This window comes from Polaromonas sp. P1_F9, from assembly GCF_056405615.1.
In genome coordinates this window covers 20,278-34,599 of sequence record NZ_JBFUBT010000010.1, presented here as the reverse complement: position 1 = coordinate 34,599, position 14,322 = coordinate 20,278, and the positions used below count along the sequence as shown (strand labels likewise).

13 protein-coding genes are annotated in these 14,322 nt (G+C 61.2%); 4 read left to right on the top strand and 9 right to left on the bottom strand.

Annotated features, from left to right (window positions below; genetic code table 11):
- Positions 1 to 9: 9 nt before the first annotated feature.
- The 9 genes from AC1DYR_RS21400 to AC1DYR_RS21360 form a co-directional block, all read right to left on the bottom strand.
- Positions 10 to 948, bottom strand: coding sequence for a DMT family transporter (locus tag AC1DYR_RS21400; RefSeq protein WP_477706864.1), 939 nt, complete (start codon positions 946 to 948; stop codon positions 10 to 12).
- A 9-nt stretch (positions 949 to 957) separates the two neighbouring features.
- Positions 958 to 2,568, bottom strand: a complete 1,611-nt coding sequence (locus AC1DYR_RS21395) for a gamma-glutamyltransferase family protein (RefSeq protein ID WP_477706863.1) — start codon at positions 2,566 to 2,568, stop codon at positions 958 to 960.
- A gap of 124 nt (positions 2,569 to 2,692) precedes the next feature.
- On the bottom strand, positions 2,693 to 3,661 hold the full coding sequence (locus AC1DYR_RS21390; RefSeq protein WP_477706862.1) for a Bug family tripartite tricarboxylate transporter substrate binding protein: 969 nt from the start codon (positions 3,659 to 3,661) through the stop codon (positions 2,693 to 2,695).
- Between the two features lie 108 nt (positions 3,662 to 3,769).
- Positions 3,770 to 5,281, bottom strand: coding sequence for a tripartite tricarboxylate transporter permease (locus AC1DYR_RS21385; RefSeq protein ID WP_477706861.1), 1,512 nt, complete (start codon positions 5,279 to 5,281; stop codon positions 3,770 to 3,772).
- 13 nt (positions 5,282 to 5,294) lie between these two features.
- A complete protein-coding gene (locus AC1DYR_RS21380; RefSeq protein ID WP_477648017.1) occupies positions 5,295 to 5,780 on the bottom strand; it encodes a tripartite tricarboxylate transporter TctB family protein in 486 nt (161 codons plus the stop codon).
- 151 nt (positions 5,781 to 5,931) lie between these two features.
- On the bottom strand, positions 5,932 to 7,734 hold the full coding sequence (tfpB, locus tag AC1DYR_RS21375) for a type IV pilus assembly ATPase TfpB (RefSeq protein WP_477706860.1): 1,803 nt from the start codon (positions 7,732 to 7,734) through the stop codon (positions 5,932 to 5,934).
- 54 nt (positions 7,735 to 7,788) lie between these two features.
- A complete protein-coding gene (locus tag AC1DYR_RS21370; RefSeq protein ID WP_477706859.1) occupies positions 7,789 to 8,556 on the bottom strand; it encodes a class I SAM-dependent methyltransferase in 768 nt (255 codons plus the stop codon).
- Positions 8,556 to 9,077 (bottom strand): DNA-deoxyinosine glycosylase, encoded by a 522-nt coding sequence (locus tag AC1DYR_RS21365; protein ID WP_477706858.1) that lies wholly within the window; start codon positions 9,075 to 9,077, stop codon positions 8,556 to 8,558. Before AC1DYR_RS21365 ends, AC1DYR_RS21370 begins: the two co-directional genes overlap by 1 nt.
- On the bottom strand, positions 9,074 to 9,919 hold the full coding sequence (locus AC1DYR_RS21360) for a TatD family hydrolase (RefSeq protein ID WP_477706857.1): 846 nt from the start codon (positions 9,917 to 9,919) through the stop codon (positions 9,074 to 9,076). Before AC1DYR_RS21360 ends, AC1DYR_RS21365 begins: the two co-directional genes overlap by 4 nt.
- Before the next feature lie 245 nt (positions 9,920 to 10,164).
- On the opposite strand from AC1DYR_RS21360, the gene AC1DYR_RS21355 reads away from it, so the two are divergent.
- From AC1DYR_RS21355 to AC1DYR_RS21340, 4 genes are all read left to right on the top strand, one after another.
- Positions 10,165 to 11,241 (top strand): extracellular solute-binding protein, encoded by a 1,077-nt coding sequence (locus AC1DYR_RS21355; RefSeq protein ID WP_477706856.1) that lies wholly within the window; start codon positions 10,165 to 10,167, stop codon positions 11,239 to 11,241.
- 23 nt (positions 11,242 to 11,264) lie between these two features.
- On the top strand, positions 11,265 to 12,368 hold the full coding sequence (locus AC1DYR_RS21350; RefSeq protein ID WP_477706855.1) for an ABC transporter ATP-binding protein: 1,104 nt from the start codon (positions 11,265 to 11,267) through the stop codon (positions 12,366 to 12,368).
- Between the two features lie 30 nt (positions 12,369 to 12,398).
- Positions 12,399 to 13,286 (top strand): ABC transporter permease, encoded by an 888-nt coding sequence (locus tag AC1DYR_RS21345; protein WP_477706854.1) that lies wholly within the window; start codon positions 12,399 to 12,401, stop codon positions 13,284 to 13,286.
- A 118-nt stretch (positions 13,287 to 13,404) separates the two neighbouring features.
- On the top strand, positions 13,405 to 14,265 hold the full coding sequence (locus AC1DYR_RS21340; protein WP_477706853.1) for an ABC transporter permease: 861 nt from the start codon (positions 13,405 to 13,407) through the stop codon (positions 14,263 to 14,265).
- Positions 14,266 to 14,322 lie beyond the last annotated feature (57 nt).

Below are 14,322 nucleotides of genomic sequence, written 5' to 3'. Positions count from 1 at the left end.
CCGTGGGGGCTATCTGGTTCTGGTAAAGACGAATATTCCGGCGATGACCAAAACCGTTCCCGCCGCCACCCAGGCCGTGAACGGCTCGCCCAGAATCAGCACACCCATCAGGATGGTGGACATCGGGCCCACCATGCCGGTTTGCGCGGCCATGCTGGCGCCGATGCGCTCGATGGCCATCATCACCATCAGCACGGGTGCAGCCGTGCACAGCGTGGCATTGAGCAGCGACAGCCAGATGACCTCGGGCGCGACGGCGGCGGCGCTCAGGGGCCGCAACAACACAAACTGCAGCAGGCAGCACAGGCAGGCCACGGTGGTAGCCAGCCCCACCAGCCGCAATGAGCCGAGCCGCCTGACCATCTCACCGCTGTACACCAGATAGAGCGCATAGCTCGCCGCGCTCAGGAACACCAGCAGCGCACCCCAGGCAGCGTCCGCGCCCTGCAGCGTGATCTCGTGGCCGAACACCAGCACCACGCCGCAGTAGCTGATGGCCATGCCGATGATTTGCAGCGCGCCAACCCGGCGCTTGTACATCACCAGGCCCAGCAGCAACACCAGCGTGGGGTTGAGATAGAGGATGAGCCGTTCCAGTGACGCACTGATGAACGCCAGGCCGGCGAAGTCCAGGAAACTGGCGAGGTAGTAGCCCGTGAAGCCCAGCCAGAGCACGCCCAGCCAATCCTTGCGCGACAGCGGCGCCTTGCCCCGGCTGGCCCACCAAGCCATCACGGCAAAGATCGGCAAGGCAAACAGCATGCGGTACATGATCAGCGTGACGGCGTCGACGCCGTAGCGATAGGCCAGCTTGACAATGATGGCCTTGCCGCTGAACGCGATGGCGCCGAAAGTGGCCAGCAGCAAGCCGGGCGCTATGCTTTTTGTAGCTGTTTGCGCTCGTTCTTCCTGGGCTGTCGGCCTGTTTGTATCAGATTTATCGCTCAAGGTCGTTTCTTAAAAGCCCACGGCCTGGCCGTCACGGCGTGGATCGCTTGCCGCGACATAACCCTCGACCTTGGGATTGCCGGCACGCCAGATGAACTGGCCGGCGCCGAAGTCCTGGTAGGAATCGTTGATGACTTCCATGCGGTGGCCGCGGTCGGCCAGGCCTTGCACAGTGCCCGCGTCCATCGTGGCCTCCACATTGATCTCCAGGCCGGCGTTGTAGCGCCAGCGCGGTGCATCGCAAGCCACCTGTGGGCCCTGGCCGTAGTCCAGCATGCGCACCAGTGTCTGCATGTGGCCCTGCGGCTGCATGTTCGCGCCCATCACGCCGTAGCTCATCACCGGCTGGCCGTCCTTGCTGAGGAAAGCCGGAATGATGGTGTGGAAAGGCCGCTTGCCCGGTGCGACCTGGTTGGCGCCCGGTTGCAGGCTGAAGGCATGCCCACGGTTCTGCAGGCTGATGCCGAACTCGGGCTCGACGCAGCCCGAACCAAAACCCATGTAGTTGCTCTGGATGAAGCTCACCATCATGCCGTTTTCATCGGCTGCCGTGAGGTAAATCGTTCCGCCCTTGACGGGGTTGCCCGCGCCAAAGTCCTGTGCATTTTTCATGTCGATGAGTTTGGCACGGGAAGCAAGGTACGCGTCATCGAGCATTTGCTCGGCCGTCACCTCCATTGACGAAGGCTCTGCCACGTACCGGTAAATATCGGCAAAAGCCAGCTTCATGGCTTCGATCTGCAAATGCTGGGAATCCACGCCGTCAACCGGCAGCCCTGCCACATCGAATTTATCGAGGATGCCCAGCGCAATCAGCGCAGCGATGCCCTGCCCGTTGGGCGGGATCTCGTGCAGGGTGTAGCCCCGGTAATCCTTGCCGATGGGTTTGACCCATTCCGGCTTGTAGCTTTCAAAGTCTTTGGCGGTGATGCTGCCGCCGTTTTGTGAAGAGAATTTTTCGATGGCTTGGGCAATGGCGCCGCCGTAATACGCCGTGCCATTGGTTTGCGCAATCGACCGCAGCGCTTTGGCAGCCGCCTTGAACTGGAACAGTTCACCGACATTCGGCGCACGGCCCCAGGGCAGGAAAGATTGCGCAAAACCCGGCTGCGACTTCAACTCCCCCGTAGCGGCCGCCCACTTCTGCTGCACCACAGGCGGCAACAAATAGCCGCGCTCGGCGATTTCAATTGCAGGCTCCATCAGGTCGGCGAAGGGCAGCTTGCCGAAACGCTCGCTCAAGGCTACCCAGCTGGCCACCGCGCCCGGCACACTCACGGAATCCATGCCGCGCTTGGGCGGCGTCTGCGCATCGCTACCGTATTTGCGCTTGAAGTAATCCGGCGTCCAGCTTTGCGGCGCGCGGCCCGATGCATTCAGTCCATGCAGTTCCTTGCCGTCCCAGAGGATGCAGAAAGCATCGCTGCCCAAGCCGTTGCTGACAGGTTCGACAATGGTCATGGCGGCGGCGGCGGCGATCGCGGCATCCACCGCATTGCCGCCCTTGAGCATCATGCGCAAACCGGCCTGCGCGGCCAACGGGTGCGAAGTCGAAACAACGTTGCGGGCAAACAGCGGCAGGCGGGTGGAGGTGTAGGGGTTGCTGTAGTTGAAATTCATGGTTCACCTGTTGAAGGCAAGGCAAAGAAAAAATGGGTGCTGGCGGTCATGGTGTGCAACCGCAGGCGGGAAAGTCAAACTGACCGGCATCGTCACCACCGGTGACGCGATGCGGTGAAAGGCATCAATCGGCGCTGATTTTCCGCTCGATAATGATTTTCTTCCACTTGGCCGTGTCCGTCTTCACCATGGCCGCAAAGGCCTGCGGGGTGCCGCCTGTGGGTTCCGCGCCCAGTCTGGCAAAACGGTCTTTCACATCGGTATCGGCCAGGGCTGCGTTCACGGCCTGGTTGACCTTGCCCACCAGGTCTGGCGGCATGCCTTTCGGGCCGTACACCCCGAACCAGGTGACTGACTCAAACCCCGGCAGGGTCTCCGCCACCGCCGGCAGATCGGGAGCGAGCGCCGTTCGTTTGAGGCTGGTGACCGCAAGGGCCCGCAGCTTTCCGTCTTTCACATGCGGCATACCGGTGACGAAAGAGTCGAACAGCACGTCGATCTTGCCGCTGATCAGGTCCGGCATGGCCAGCGCCGTGCCGCGGTAAGGGATGTGCAGGATGAAGGTCCCCGATTGCGCCTTGAAGTACTCACTCGTCAGGTGGATGATGGTGCCGTTGCCGCTGGAGGCATAGTTCAGGCGCCCGGGATTTTTGCGCGCATGGTCGATGAATTCGCCCATGGCCTTTGCCGGGGACGTGTTGGGCACGAGCACGACGTTGGGCGAACTTGCCACATAGGCAATCGGCGTGAAGTCGGTTTCTGCGTTGTAGGGAATCCGCGGATTGATGGCCGGCCCGATACTGTGGGTGCTGGATGTGGCCAGCAGCAGCGTGTAACCGTCCGGCGCAGATTTGGACGCCGCATCTGCCCCTATCGTGCCACCGGCGCCCGGCCGGTTTTCGACCACGACCGTTTGGCCGATTTTCTCGCCCAGTTTTTGCGACAGAGCCCGTGCCAGGATGTCCGTCGCGCCGCCTGCCGGAAACGGCACGATCATGCGAATGGGTTTGAACGGATAGTTCTGGGCCATGACGGGGCCCGCGAGAGTCACGGCGGAAGCCGCAGCCAGGGAAATAATATGTCTACGTTTCATCTGGCCATTGTGCAACGATTTTGAGCGCTGACTATGTAGCAAACAGGCAAAACAAAAGGCACCCGAAGGTGCCTTTTTTCGCATGCGCTTTCGCGCCGGCTCTGTCGATTACTCCTCGACGAAAGCTTCTTCCCGTTTGTTTTTGATGCTCGGCAGCAACACGATGATCAGCAGCAGCAAGGCAGCTCCCAGCAGTCCGGCCGACAGCGGACGCGTCACAAACACGCTCCAGTCGCCGCGCGACAGCAGCAGGGCCCGGCGCAGGTTCTCTTCCATCATGGGGCCCAGGATGAAGCCCAGCAGCAAGGGAGCTGGCTCGCAGCCGAGCTTGACGAACATGTAGCCGATCACACCAAAGATGCCCACCATCCAGATGTCGAAGGTGTTGTTGTTGGTGGAATACACGCCAATCGCGCAGAAAAGCACGATGGCCGGGAACAGGTAGCGGTAAGGCACGGTCAGCAGCTTGATCCACATGCCGATCAGCGGCAGGTTCAGGATCACGAGCATCGCGTTGCCGATCCACATCGAAGCGATCAGGCCCCAGAACAGTTCAGGGTTGCTTGTCATGACCTGCGGGCCGGGCTGGATGTTGTGAATCGTCATGGCGCCCACCATCAAGGCCATCACGGCATTGGGCGGAATACCCAAAGTGAGCAACGGAATGAAGGACGTCTGCGCGCCGGCATTGTTGGCCGACTCGGGGGCGGCCACGCCGCGGATGTTGCCCTGGCCGAAAGGCACCTCGCCCGGCTTCGATTTGATCTTCTTTTCCAGTGCATAGGCAGCGAAGGCCGCGAGCAGCGCGCCGCCGCCCGGCAAAATGCCCAGTGCAGAACCCAGGAAGGTACCGCGCAGCACGGCCGGCAACATGTTCTTGAAGTCCTCCTTGGTCGGGAACAGGCCCGACACCTTGGCGGTGAACACCTCGCGCTCATGCTCAGGCTGCGCCAGGTTGCTGATGATTTCGCCGTAACCGAACACACCCATGGCGATGGTCACGAAGCCGATGCCGTCGGTCAGTTCGGGAATGTCAAAACTGAAGCGGGCAACGCCGGAATTCACGTCGGTGCCGACCAGGCCCAGCAGCAGGCCCAGCACGATCATGGCAATGGCCTTGAGCAACGAACCGGAAGCCAGCACCACGGCGCCGATCAGGCCCAGAACCATCAGGGCAAAATATTCAGCAGGGCCGAACTTGAAGGCCAGTTCGGTCAGCGGGGGGGCGAAAGCCGCCAGGATCAGGGTGCCCACGCAACCGGCAAAGAAAGATCCCAGACCCGCCGCAGCAAGCGCCGGCCCGGCCCGGCCTTTTCTCGCCATCTGGTACCCGTCAATACAGGTCACCACTGAAGACGACTCCCCTGGCAGATTCACCAGAATGGCGGTGGTGGAACCACCGTACTGGGCGCCGTAATAAATACCAGCCAGCATGATCAGTGCCGACACGGGTGGCAGCGCATAGGTTGCCGGCAGCAGCATGGCGATCGTAGCCACAGGGCCGATACCCGGCAGAACACCAATCAGGGTACCCAAAATACAACCGATCAGGCAGTACAACAAATTGATCGGCGTGAATGCCACGCCAAAGCCTATCGACAGGTGAGACAGCAATTCCATTTTTTTAATCTCCTTAGCCGATAAAGAATGGCCAGACCGGGAACTGCAACTTGAGCAGAACGACAAAAGCGAGGTAACTGCCGATGGCCAGCACCGTCGCAAGAATGAAGGTGTTTTTGACCTTCCAGCCTTCTTCAGCCATGCTGGAAATGAAGGTCAGCGCATAGATTGCCACGATCATGCCCATGGCGGGAATCTTGATGCTCGGCAAACCGGCCAGCAAAATGCCGAATACCAGATTGGCCAGGATGATGAAGGAAAGGGGCTTCCATGCCCACTTGCCGATCTTGTCGCCGCCCACGGTTTCCACAACCAGTGCCTTGAAAGTGATCGCGGCACCCAGAACGGTCATCAAAATACCCAGCATGAGGGGGAAGTACCCCGGTCCCATACGGGCACCTTCACCCACGTTGTAGGTGGTAGCCCCCCATGCGAACGCCACACCGACGCCCATGAACATGAGGCCGGAGAAAAAGTCTTTCTGACTCTTGATATTCACGGCTGTCTCCTCAATACATATAAAAGAAAGAATCGGTGGATTGTGCATTCAATCACCCGGCCCCCGCCATGTGGCTTTCACTTACCTTTCGTAATCTTTTGGCTTACCTCTTGCTTACAACGGGCCGACCGCTGTAATAGGCCGCAAGGACTCAGGCCAAAGGCGGGGTGGAGGCCAAAATTTCCTCGATGGTTGTCAGGCCCTCTGCCACTTTCAGCGCGCCGGCCAACCGAAGCGGACGCATACCTTCACTGACCGCCTGGCGGCGCAGCGCATCGATGTTGGGCTCTTTCGAGACCTTTTCCTTGAAGCCTTCCGTGACCGTCAGCAGCTCATAAAGACCCATGCGCCCACGGAAACCGGTCATCCGGCAATCCACACAGCCCACCGGCTTGTACGGCCGGTAGCCGCCACTGATTTGCCAGGGTTTGACCAGGTCGGCGAGTGTTTCACGTGAGGCGGCCTCGTCGGGCTGTCGGCAATTGCTGCACAAGGTGCGCACCAGCCGCTGGGCCAGCACGCCCAGCAGCGTGGCGTTGATCAGGTAGGAAGGAACACCGAGCTCCATCAGCCGGGACACCGCCGACGGGGCATCATTGGTATGCAGCGTGCTGAAAACCAGGTGGCCGGTCAGCGCGGCTTGCACGGCCATCTCGGCCGTCTGCAGGTCGCGGATTTCGCCCACCATGATGATGTCCGGATCCTGCCGCATCAGCGCGCGCAGCCCTTCGGGAAAATCGAAATCCAGATGCGGCTGGACCTGCGTCTGGTTAAAGGAGGCCTCGATCATTTCGATCGGGTCCTCAATCGTGCTGACGTTGACTTCTTCAGTCGCAAGCCGCTTGAGCGTGGAATAAAGTGTGGTGGTCTTGCCGGAACCGGTGGGCCCCGTGACCAGGACGATGCCATAGGGCCGCTTGACCAATTGCTCCCAGCGCTCGGCGTCGTGCTGCGAAAAACCCAGCGCATCCAGGTCCTTGACCGTGGTGTCCGGATCAAAAATACGCATGACCATCTTCTCGCCGAAGGCTGTGGGCAAGGTAGACAGGCGCATTTCAATCTCGTCGCCGCGCGGGTTGCGGGTCTTGATGCGGCCATCCTGCGGCCGGCGCTTTTCCACCACATCCATGCGGCCCAGCAGCTTGATGCGGGCTGTCATGGCGTTGTGCACGCCCATGGGCAATTGATACACGGGATGCAGCACGCCATCGATGCGAAAACGGATCACGCCCTGCTCACGCCGCGGCTCCAGGTGGATGTCGCTGGCGCGCTGATCAAAGGCGTACTGCCAGAGCCAGTCCACCACCTGCACCACGCCCTGGTCATTGGCGTCCAGCTGCTTGTTGCTTTTGTTCAGCTCAACCAGTTGTTCAAAGCTCGCCGATGTCGACCCTCCGCCGGCCTTGATCGCTGCCTTGACGGATTTGGCCAGGGCAAAAAATTCGGCGGTGAACTTGGTGATTTCGAGGGGGCTGGCAACCACAAGGCGCACGCTGCGCTTGGCCTGACGTTCGACCTCCTGCACCCAGTCAGTCACAAAAGGCTCCGAGGTGGCAATGACCACTTCGCTGGACGTCACCTGCACCGGCAGCACCTTGTGCCGTTCGGCGTACATGGCCGACATGGTGTCCGCCACCTTGCCCACATCCACCTTGAGCGGGTCGATCCGCAGGTAGGCGAGGCCGGCCCGTCCGGCCAGCCACTGCGTAATTGTTTCCATGTCCAGGGGTTTGCCGTCGGCCACACGTGTCATGCCGACACTGGCCAGCCGGGTCAGGGGCGGCTGCGCACTTTGCACCTGCGAGCAGCGCGCAATCGTTCGCTGTGCTTCGGCGGCGCTAATGACACCATCTTCACTGAGCCATTCAACCAGCATGCGCCAGTCCAGCAGCCCGGTGTGGGTCTTTTTCACGTGCAGGTCTTTGGGGTGTTTGGGGTGCGTCACGGCGCTCATGGGTCGCACTGTACCCCATCCACCCGGGTCTTTACCATCCGCCCGGCCGCATCATTAAGCCGCCGGCGCGAAGAGCCGCAGCCATTTTTTTGCAGGCAGGTCCCAGCGCGACTCGATGACACCGGCTTGCTGCAGCAGGTCGGCCCGCTCGGGACGCGTCGGGTCACGTTGGGCCAGCACCACAGTGTTGCCTTCGCGCGTCGGCCGGAACGCCCAGACCGCCTCGGGCCCGAACGCTTCTGCGATTTTTGTCAGCGACTGCACATAACTGGAATCGCGGCCAAAAAGATTCACCGTCATCACGCCGTCTTCCGCCAGAAGCCCGCGGCAGTCCTCATAAAAATCCGAACTGTCCAGCACCGGGGCCGCCGCTTCGTGGTCATACAGGTCGACATGGAGAAAATCTACCGTTCCCTGGTGCGCAGGTTTTTTGATTTCCAGTGCCGCATCGGCTTCAATGACATGCAGCCTCAAGTCGTCCCGCGGCAGCTTGAACCAGAGCCGGCAGGCCGTGATCACCTGCGGATTGATTTCAATCGCCGTGGTTTTCATGCGCAGCTTTTTATAGCAAAACTTGGTCAGCGCGGCAGAGCCCAAGCCCAGCTGCATGGCATGCTTTTTAGACACAGCCGCCGCGTCGGTGAACAGCAGCCCCGCCATCATGCGCTGCACATACTCCAGTTCGATGTCATACGGTGCATCACGCAGCATGGAGCCTTGCACCCATTCGGTACCCAGATGCAAAAAGCGCACCTCGCCGTAGTCGGAGAAATTGACTTCGGGCAATTCAGCCACCGTTTTCGCTGTTTCTTTTTTTGACATCAAACCAGTCCATGCTTTTGAAAAACTTCACGCCAGGCAGCGAGTTTGCGCTCAAAGCTCCAGGACGCATTGGCCGGGCTGGTGGAAGGAAGTTTGTAGACCGGCAGGCCCAGTTGCAAAGTGTGCTTCGAATGCTTGAAGCTTTCGCCGCCGTTGTGGGCAATCGCTTCCAGCGCCGGGCACAGCCGCCGCAGGCTTGCGAGGTCGTTCACCTGCGCATTGCGAATCGCGCTGTCCAGGCTGCCCTCGCGCTCACAGACAGCGTACACGTCCCACAGGCCAAGCCTTTTGGACAGCAGCCATTTGCTATGAATTTGATAGCTACTCAGGATTGTTTCTATTGGGCCATCTGGCCAAATGGCTTTCAAAATCCTCCAGAAATGGTTTTGGGGGTGCCCGTAATACTGCTGCGCAGCCAGCGAGGCGGCGCCCGGAAAACTCCCCAGTACCAGCAGGCGGGTGTCGGGAGAAACCAGCGGCGCCAGGCCCGCCAGCACGGGCTTTTCCGTATCCTTTTTCATTCCAGCAACGCGCCCAGTTTGGGCAGCGCCCGCAGCGCGTTGGCTGTCGTCGCGCTTGCCAGCGTTGCCAGCGGAATCCCGCGCAAATCCGCCACCTGCTGCGCAATGCGCGGCAACTCGCCCGGTTCATTGCGGCCCTGGGCCTGGCCCGCTTCGCGCTCCGCCGCGGTTTTGTAGATCCAGTGGGGTGGAATGTCAGGCGAATCCGTTTCCATCACCAGCGCCTCCAGGGGCAGTTCTGCCGCCAGGCGCCTGAGTTGCAAGGCAGGCTCAAACGTCACGGCGCCGCCAAAGCCCAGCTTCAGGCCCAGCTTGATGAATTCCCCCGCCTGTTGCTCGCTGCCGTTGAACGCATGGCCGATGCCGTGCCAGCCGCCCTCGGGCGCCAGGTCCCGCAGGTGCTTGAGCAATTTGTCAGCCGAACGCCGCACGTGCAGGATGACCGGGAGGCCGTGCTTGCGCGCCAGCTTGAGTTGTTCGCGGTAGAAGTGCTCCTGGCGTTCCCGCATCGGGCTTTGCGTGAGGGCAGGCACAAAATAATCAAGGCCGATTTCACCCACCGCGACCAATCGCGGATCAGACCGCCTCAACGCAAGTTCGTTATCCAGTGCCTGCAGGTCGGCGTCCTGTGCCTGGGGCACACACAGCGGATGGATGCCCAACGCATAGCTGTCGGAAAACCGGTGCGCCAACACACGGACTTCCTCGAAATTGAACACGCCCACCGCCGGCAGCACGCAGTGTCCAACGCCTGCAGCGGCTGCCCGCGCACGAACTTCGGCGACATCGGCGGCCAGTTCACCGGCGTCGAGATGGCAGTGTGTGTCTACCCAGAAAGTCATTCAGTCAATGCGGCAGGGCACCCGGGATGTGAAAAGAAAAGGTACAGAAAAAGGAACGACCTGGCGCAGGCCTTGCTTGCGGAAGATATTGACACAGAAATGAAATCGGGACACGCTATGCTTTTTTTGAGGAAATGCACGCGCAATTCGTTACCGTTTTTTCGTTGCCGTTTTTGCCCCCGATCTCTTTTCGTCAACCTCTGTCAACCACCATCGACTGATAGATAACCCAAGGAAAAGCCAACATGAAATTATCCCGTCTGATGAGCCACATTCTCGGAGCCGGCCTCGTTGTTTCAAGCATGGCAAGCCCCGCCTGGGCACAAGACCAGAAGTTGCGGCTGATTACCTGGGCCGACTATGTGCCGGCCGATGTCGTGGCGCAGTTCAAGAAAGAGACCGGGATCGACGTGGAGCTAACCCTCTCGAACAACGAAGAAATGATCTCCAAGCTGCGCGCTACCGGCGGCGCCGGCTTTGACCTGGCCCAGCCCTCGCAGGACCGCATCACCGGCCCGCAGCAGGAGTTCGGCATCTACAAGCCCATGGACCTCAGCAAGATCAAGTCTGATCTGTTTATCCCGTCCATGCTGGAAGCCACCAAGAAAAACACCACGCTCGATGGCAAGGTTTATGGCCTGCCGCACATCTGGGGCACCGACGGCCTTGTCGTCAATACCAAGCTGGCCAAGATGACCGACTACCCTGACCTGTGCAAGGCCGACGTCAAGGGAAAAACCGCCGTGCGCCTGAAGCGCCCCACCCTGCTGGCCTTCGCCTTTGCGTCCGGCAAAGACCCGTTTGCGCTCTACAAGGACCCGAAGGCCTATGGTGCGCTGATGGATGAAGTCGGCAAGACCATGATTGCCTGCAAGAGCAACATCAAGTTCTACTGGGACAACAAAGACCAGCTGCTCAACGGCATGCGCGCCGGCGAAGTGGTAGGAGCCATGATGTGGGATACCGGCGGCTGGAAGCTCAATGCCGAAAAACCTGAAATCCAATACATCGCACCGAAGTCGGGCGCACTCGGCTGGATCGACACCTTCGCCATCCCGGCCAAAGGCCGCAACGATGCCGCCGCCTACGCCTGGATCAACTTCAACATGCGCCCCGAGATCGCTGCCAAGGTCGCGGGTTCTGCCGGCAACTTCACCGCCTCCAAGGGTGCCGACCAGCTGGCCGACCCCAAGCTGAAAGCCCAGTTCGCTGCCAGCTTCCCTGAGGCTGCTCTGAAAAATGTGAAGTGGTACCCAGCCGTTCCCGCCGGCATCGAAGACATCGAAGGCCGCGTGCTCGACCGTATTAAGGCCGCACAGTAAACAGCCACCGGCTCCAACACCCGGTGCACGCAGACCTTCAAGCCGAACACGTCGGTAAAACCTACGCCGGCCAGCCCGCGGTCAAGGACTTGTCCTTTACCGTGGAGCGCGGCAGCTTCTTTTCCATCCTCGGCCCTTCGGGCTGCGGCAAGACCACGCTGCTGCGCATGATCGCCGGCTTTCTGTCGCCCGATGCGGGCCAGATCCACATCGGCGGCAGACCCATGAACGGCGTGCCGCCCAACCAGCGGCCCGTCAACATGGTGTTCCAGCACCTGGCACTGTTTCCCATGATGTCGGTCGGTGAAAACGTAGGCTATGGCCTGGCGCGGCGCGGCCTGTCACGCGCAGACATCGCTGCCAAGGTCGGCGCCATGCTCGAACGCGTGAGCCTGCCCGGCATGCAGGACAAGCGGGTCGACCAGCTATCGGGCGGGCAGCGGCAGCGCGTGGCGATTGCGCGAAGCCTGGTGCTCGAGCCCACCCTGCTGCTGCTCGACGAACCCCTGGGCGCGCTGGATTTAAAGCTGCGCGAGCACATGAAAGTCGAGCTCAAGCAGCTGCAGGCCGCCTTCGGCACCACCTTTGTCTACATCACGCACGACCAATCCGAGGCATTGGTGCTGTCCGATCATGTCGCGGTCATGAATGCCGGCAGTTTTGAGCAGGTGGGTACACCGCAAGAGCTGTACTACCAGCCGCAAACGCCTTTTGTGGCGGGCTTTGTGGGCGCCAACAACAAGCTGCAGGGCAGTGCCGCCGCCGGCACGGAAGCCGGCAACGTGGTGGCGCTGACGACCGGCCAGGGCCTTGCCATGCGGGCCCGCGCTGTCGGCAAAATCCTGACCGACCAGTCCGTGCAGGCGTTTGTACGGCCCGAAGCGATCAGCCTGGCCCGCGACGCCGCAGAGCTGCCCGCTGACCACACCGCCTATGCGGGCCAGGTCGAGAGCCTGCTCTTCGACGGTGCAAACTCGGCCGTCTTGCTGCGCGAAACCACCAGCCGTACAGAATTTCGCATTGCGCTGCCGCAGACCGGCCGCTTTGCCGACCTGCGTGTCGGTGAAACAGTGGCCTTCAGCTTCGACCCCGCACAAGCCACCTGTTTCGGGACAGCCGGCGCCTAGCGCCCGCAAACGATGCAAGCCGCAGCCGCCATGCCCGCAGCAAATGCCGGACCCGCATCGGCGCAGGCCAGGCTCATCCTGCTGTTGTTGCTCGCGCCGGCGCTGATCTGGCTGGTGGGCCTCATCGTGTTGCCACATATCGACCTGGCCATCCTGTCGCTGCGCGAACGCATCGCACCCCGGCAATACGCACCCAGCATCGCGCAGTACCGCACCTTCATCGACGAACCGCTGTACTGGCACACCTTTGTGCGCACGGCCGTCATGTCCATCCTGGCCACGCTGATCACACTGCTGCTGGCGTTTCCCATCGCCTGGACGATTGCCAAGCTGGTGCGCGGCCGTGCCAAGTCGCTGCTGCTGGTGATGTGCCTGATTCCTTTTTGGGTCAGCGAAACCGTGCGTACCCTGGGCTGGATGATTCTGCTGCGCGAATCGGGCGTGCTGCCCGCCGTGCTGGTGCAGCTGGGCCTCACTGATGCACCTGTAGAGCTGCTCTATCGCGACGCCACCATCCTGGTCGGCCTGGTCTATACCTCCATGCTGTTCATGGTGGTGCCGCTGATCGGCGCGCTTGAAAGCCTGGACGACACGCTGATTGAAGCGGCGTATGACCTGGGCGGCAACGGCCCTTCCATCCTGCGGCAAATCGTCATTCCGCATGCCGCGCCCGGCATTTTGGCCGGCTGCATTGTGGTCTTCATGCTGACCTTGGGCAACTACCTCACGCCTACCTTGCTGGGTGGAAAAAATTCGCTCTGGTTCACCGAGCAGATCTACACCCAGTTCATCACGCGCTTCAATTGGGAGCAAGGCGCGGCTTTCGGCTTTTTGCTGCTGGGTTTGTCCACTGCCATCGTCTGGCTAGGGCTCAAGCTAACTGGCCAGAAGTTCGGTGAAGTGATGAGAAAAACATGACACACCCCCGTTGGACCTCACTGCGTGTAGCTCCCTCCCCCCTAGCAGGGGGCGACCGCTGCGGCCCGGCAAAGCCGGTTCCGCGCCGTCACTGGCGAAGACTTGGGGAGAGTGTTAGATGATCGCCTCCCTGCCCCGCCCCGCCTGGCTGCGCGCCGGCACGGTCGTGTATGGGCTGGCCTTTTTTGCCTTCCTGTTCCTGCCGCTGGTCGTGGTCGCGGTGTTTGCCTTCAATGACGCCCCCTATCCGGCACCGCCCTGGCGCGGCTTCACGCTCGACTGGTTTTTTGGCAGCAAGTCCGGACGCACAGGCCTTTTTGCCGATCGCCCCATGCTCGCCAGCCTGTGGACCAGCGTGGTGGTGGCCGGCTGGGTCACGCTGCTGGCGGTGCTGGTGGGCACGACCAACGCCTTTTTGATTGAACGCAGCCGCTTTCCGGGCAAACAGGTGCTGTCGATGCTGATGCTGGCGCCGCTGGTGATTCCCGGCGTCATCCTGGGTATTTCGATCCTGGCCTTTGCCAGCCGCCTGGCCCAGTTTGCCGACGACTGGTGGGGACTGGAGCTGGATTTCCTGCGGCCGGGGCTGCCGCTGGTAGTGCTGGGCCAGTTTTCCTACATCGTATCCATCGCCACGCTCATCATTTCCGCCCGCCTGAAACGTTTTGACATCACGCTGGAAGAAGCCGCCTACAACCTGGGGGCCTCACGCGCCGCGGTCTTCGCCACCATCACCCTGCCTTACCTGAAGCCTGCGCTGATAGGTGCCGCTGCGATCTCGTTTTTGATGTCCTTCGAGAACTTCAACACCACGCTGATGCTGGTCGGCTCGGACGCGCCCTTGACCGTCATGATGTACGGCCGCATGCGCGAGGGCGCCACGCCGGTGCTCAATGCCGTGAGCCTGTTCCTCATGCTGGCCTCGGCGGCCCTGGCGCTGACCCTGCTGCGCAAGCCCGCCGACAGCCCCGGCGCCTGAAACAGTCCAGGCCGCCCCAAAATCGGGCTCGAATCGAGCCCAGACTGCGCAGTAACA

What these genes read in the sequence shown, in the direction of transcription:
- tfpB (WP_477706860.1), bottom strand. Translation starts at nt 7,734, where the DNA reads ATGAGCGCCGTGACGCACCCCAAACACCCCAAAGACCTGCACGTGAAA.
- AC1DYR_RS21365 (WP_477706858.1), bottom strand. Translation starts at nt 9,077, where the DNA reads ATGAAAAAGGATACGGAAAAGCCCGTGCTGGCGGGCCTGGCGCCGCTG.
- AC1DYR_RS21395 (WP_477706863.1), bottom strand. Translation starts at nt 2,568, where the DNA reads ATGAATTTCAACTACAGCAACCCCTACACCTCCACCCGCCTGCCGCTG.
- AC1DYR_RS21360 (WP_477706857.1), bottom strand. Translation starts at nt 9,919, where the DNA reads ATGACTTTCTGGGTAGACACACACTGCCATCTCGACGCCGGTGAACTG.
- AC1DYR_RS21370 (WP_477706859.1), bottom strand. Translation starts at nt 8,556, where the DNA reads ATGTCAAAAAAAGAAACAGCGAAAACGGTGGCTGAATTGCCCGAAGTC.
- AC1DYR_RS21345 (WP_477706854.1), top strand. Translation starts at nt 12,399, where the DNA reads ATGCCCGCAGCAAATGCCGGACCCGCATCGGCGCAGGCCAGGCTCATC.
- AC1DYR_RS21390 (WP_477706862.1), bottom strand. Translation starts at nt 3,661, where the DNA reads ATGAAACGTAGACATATTATTTCCCTGGCTGCGGCTTCCGCCGTGACT.
- AC1DYR_RS21340 (WP_477706853.1), top strand. Translation starts at nt 13,405, where the DNA reads ATGATCGCCTCCCTGCCCCGCCCCGCCTGGCTGCGCGCCGGCACGGTC.
- AC1DYR_RS21385 (WP_477706861.1), bottom strand. Translation starts at nt 5,281, where the DNA reads ATGGAATTGCTGTCTCACCTGTCGATAGGCTTTGGCGTGGCATTCACG.
- AC1DYR_RS21355 (WP_477706856.1), top strand. Translation starts at nt 10,165, where the DNA reads ATGAAATTATCCCGTCTGATGAGCCACATTCTCGGAGCCGGCCTCGTT.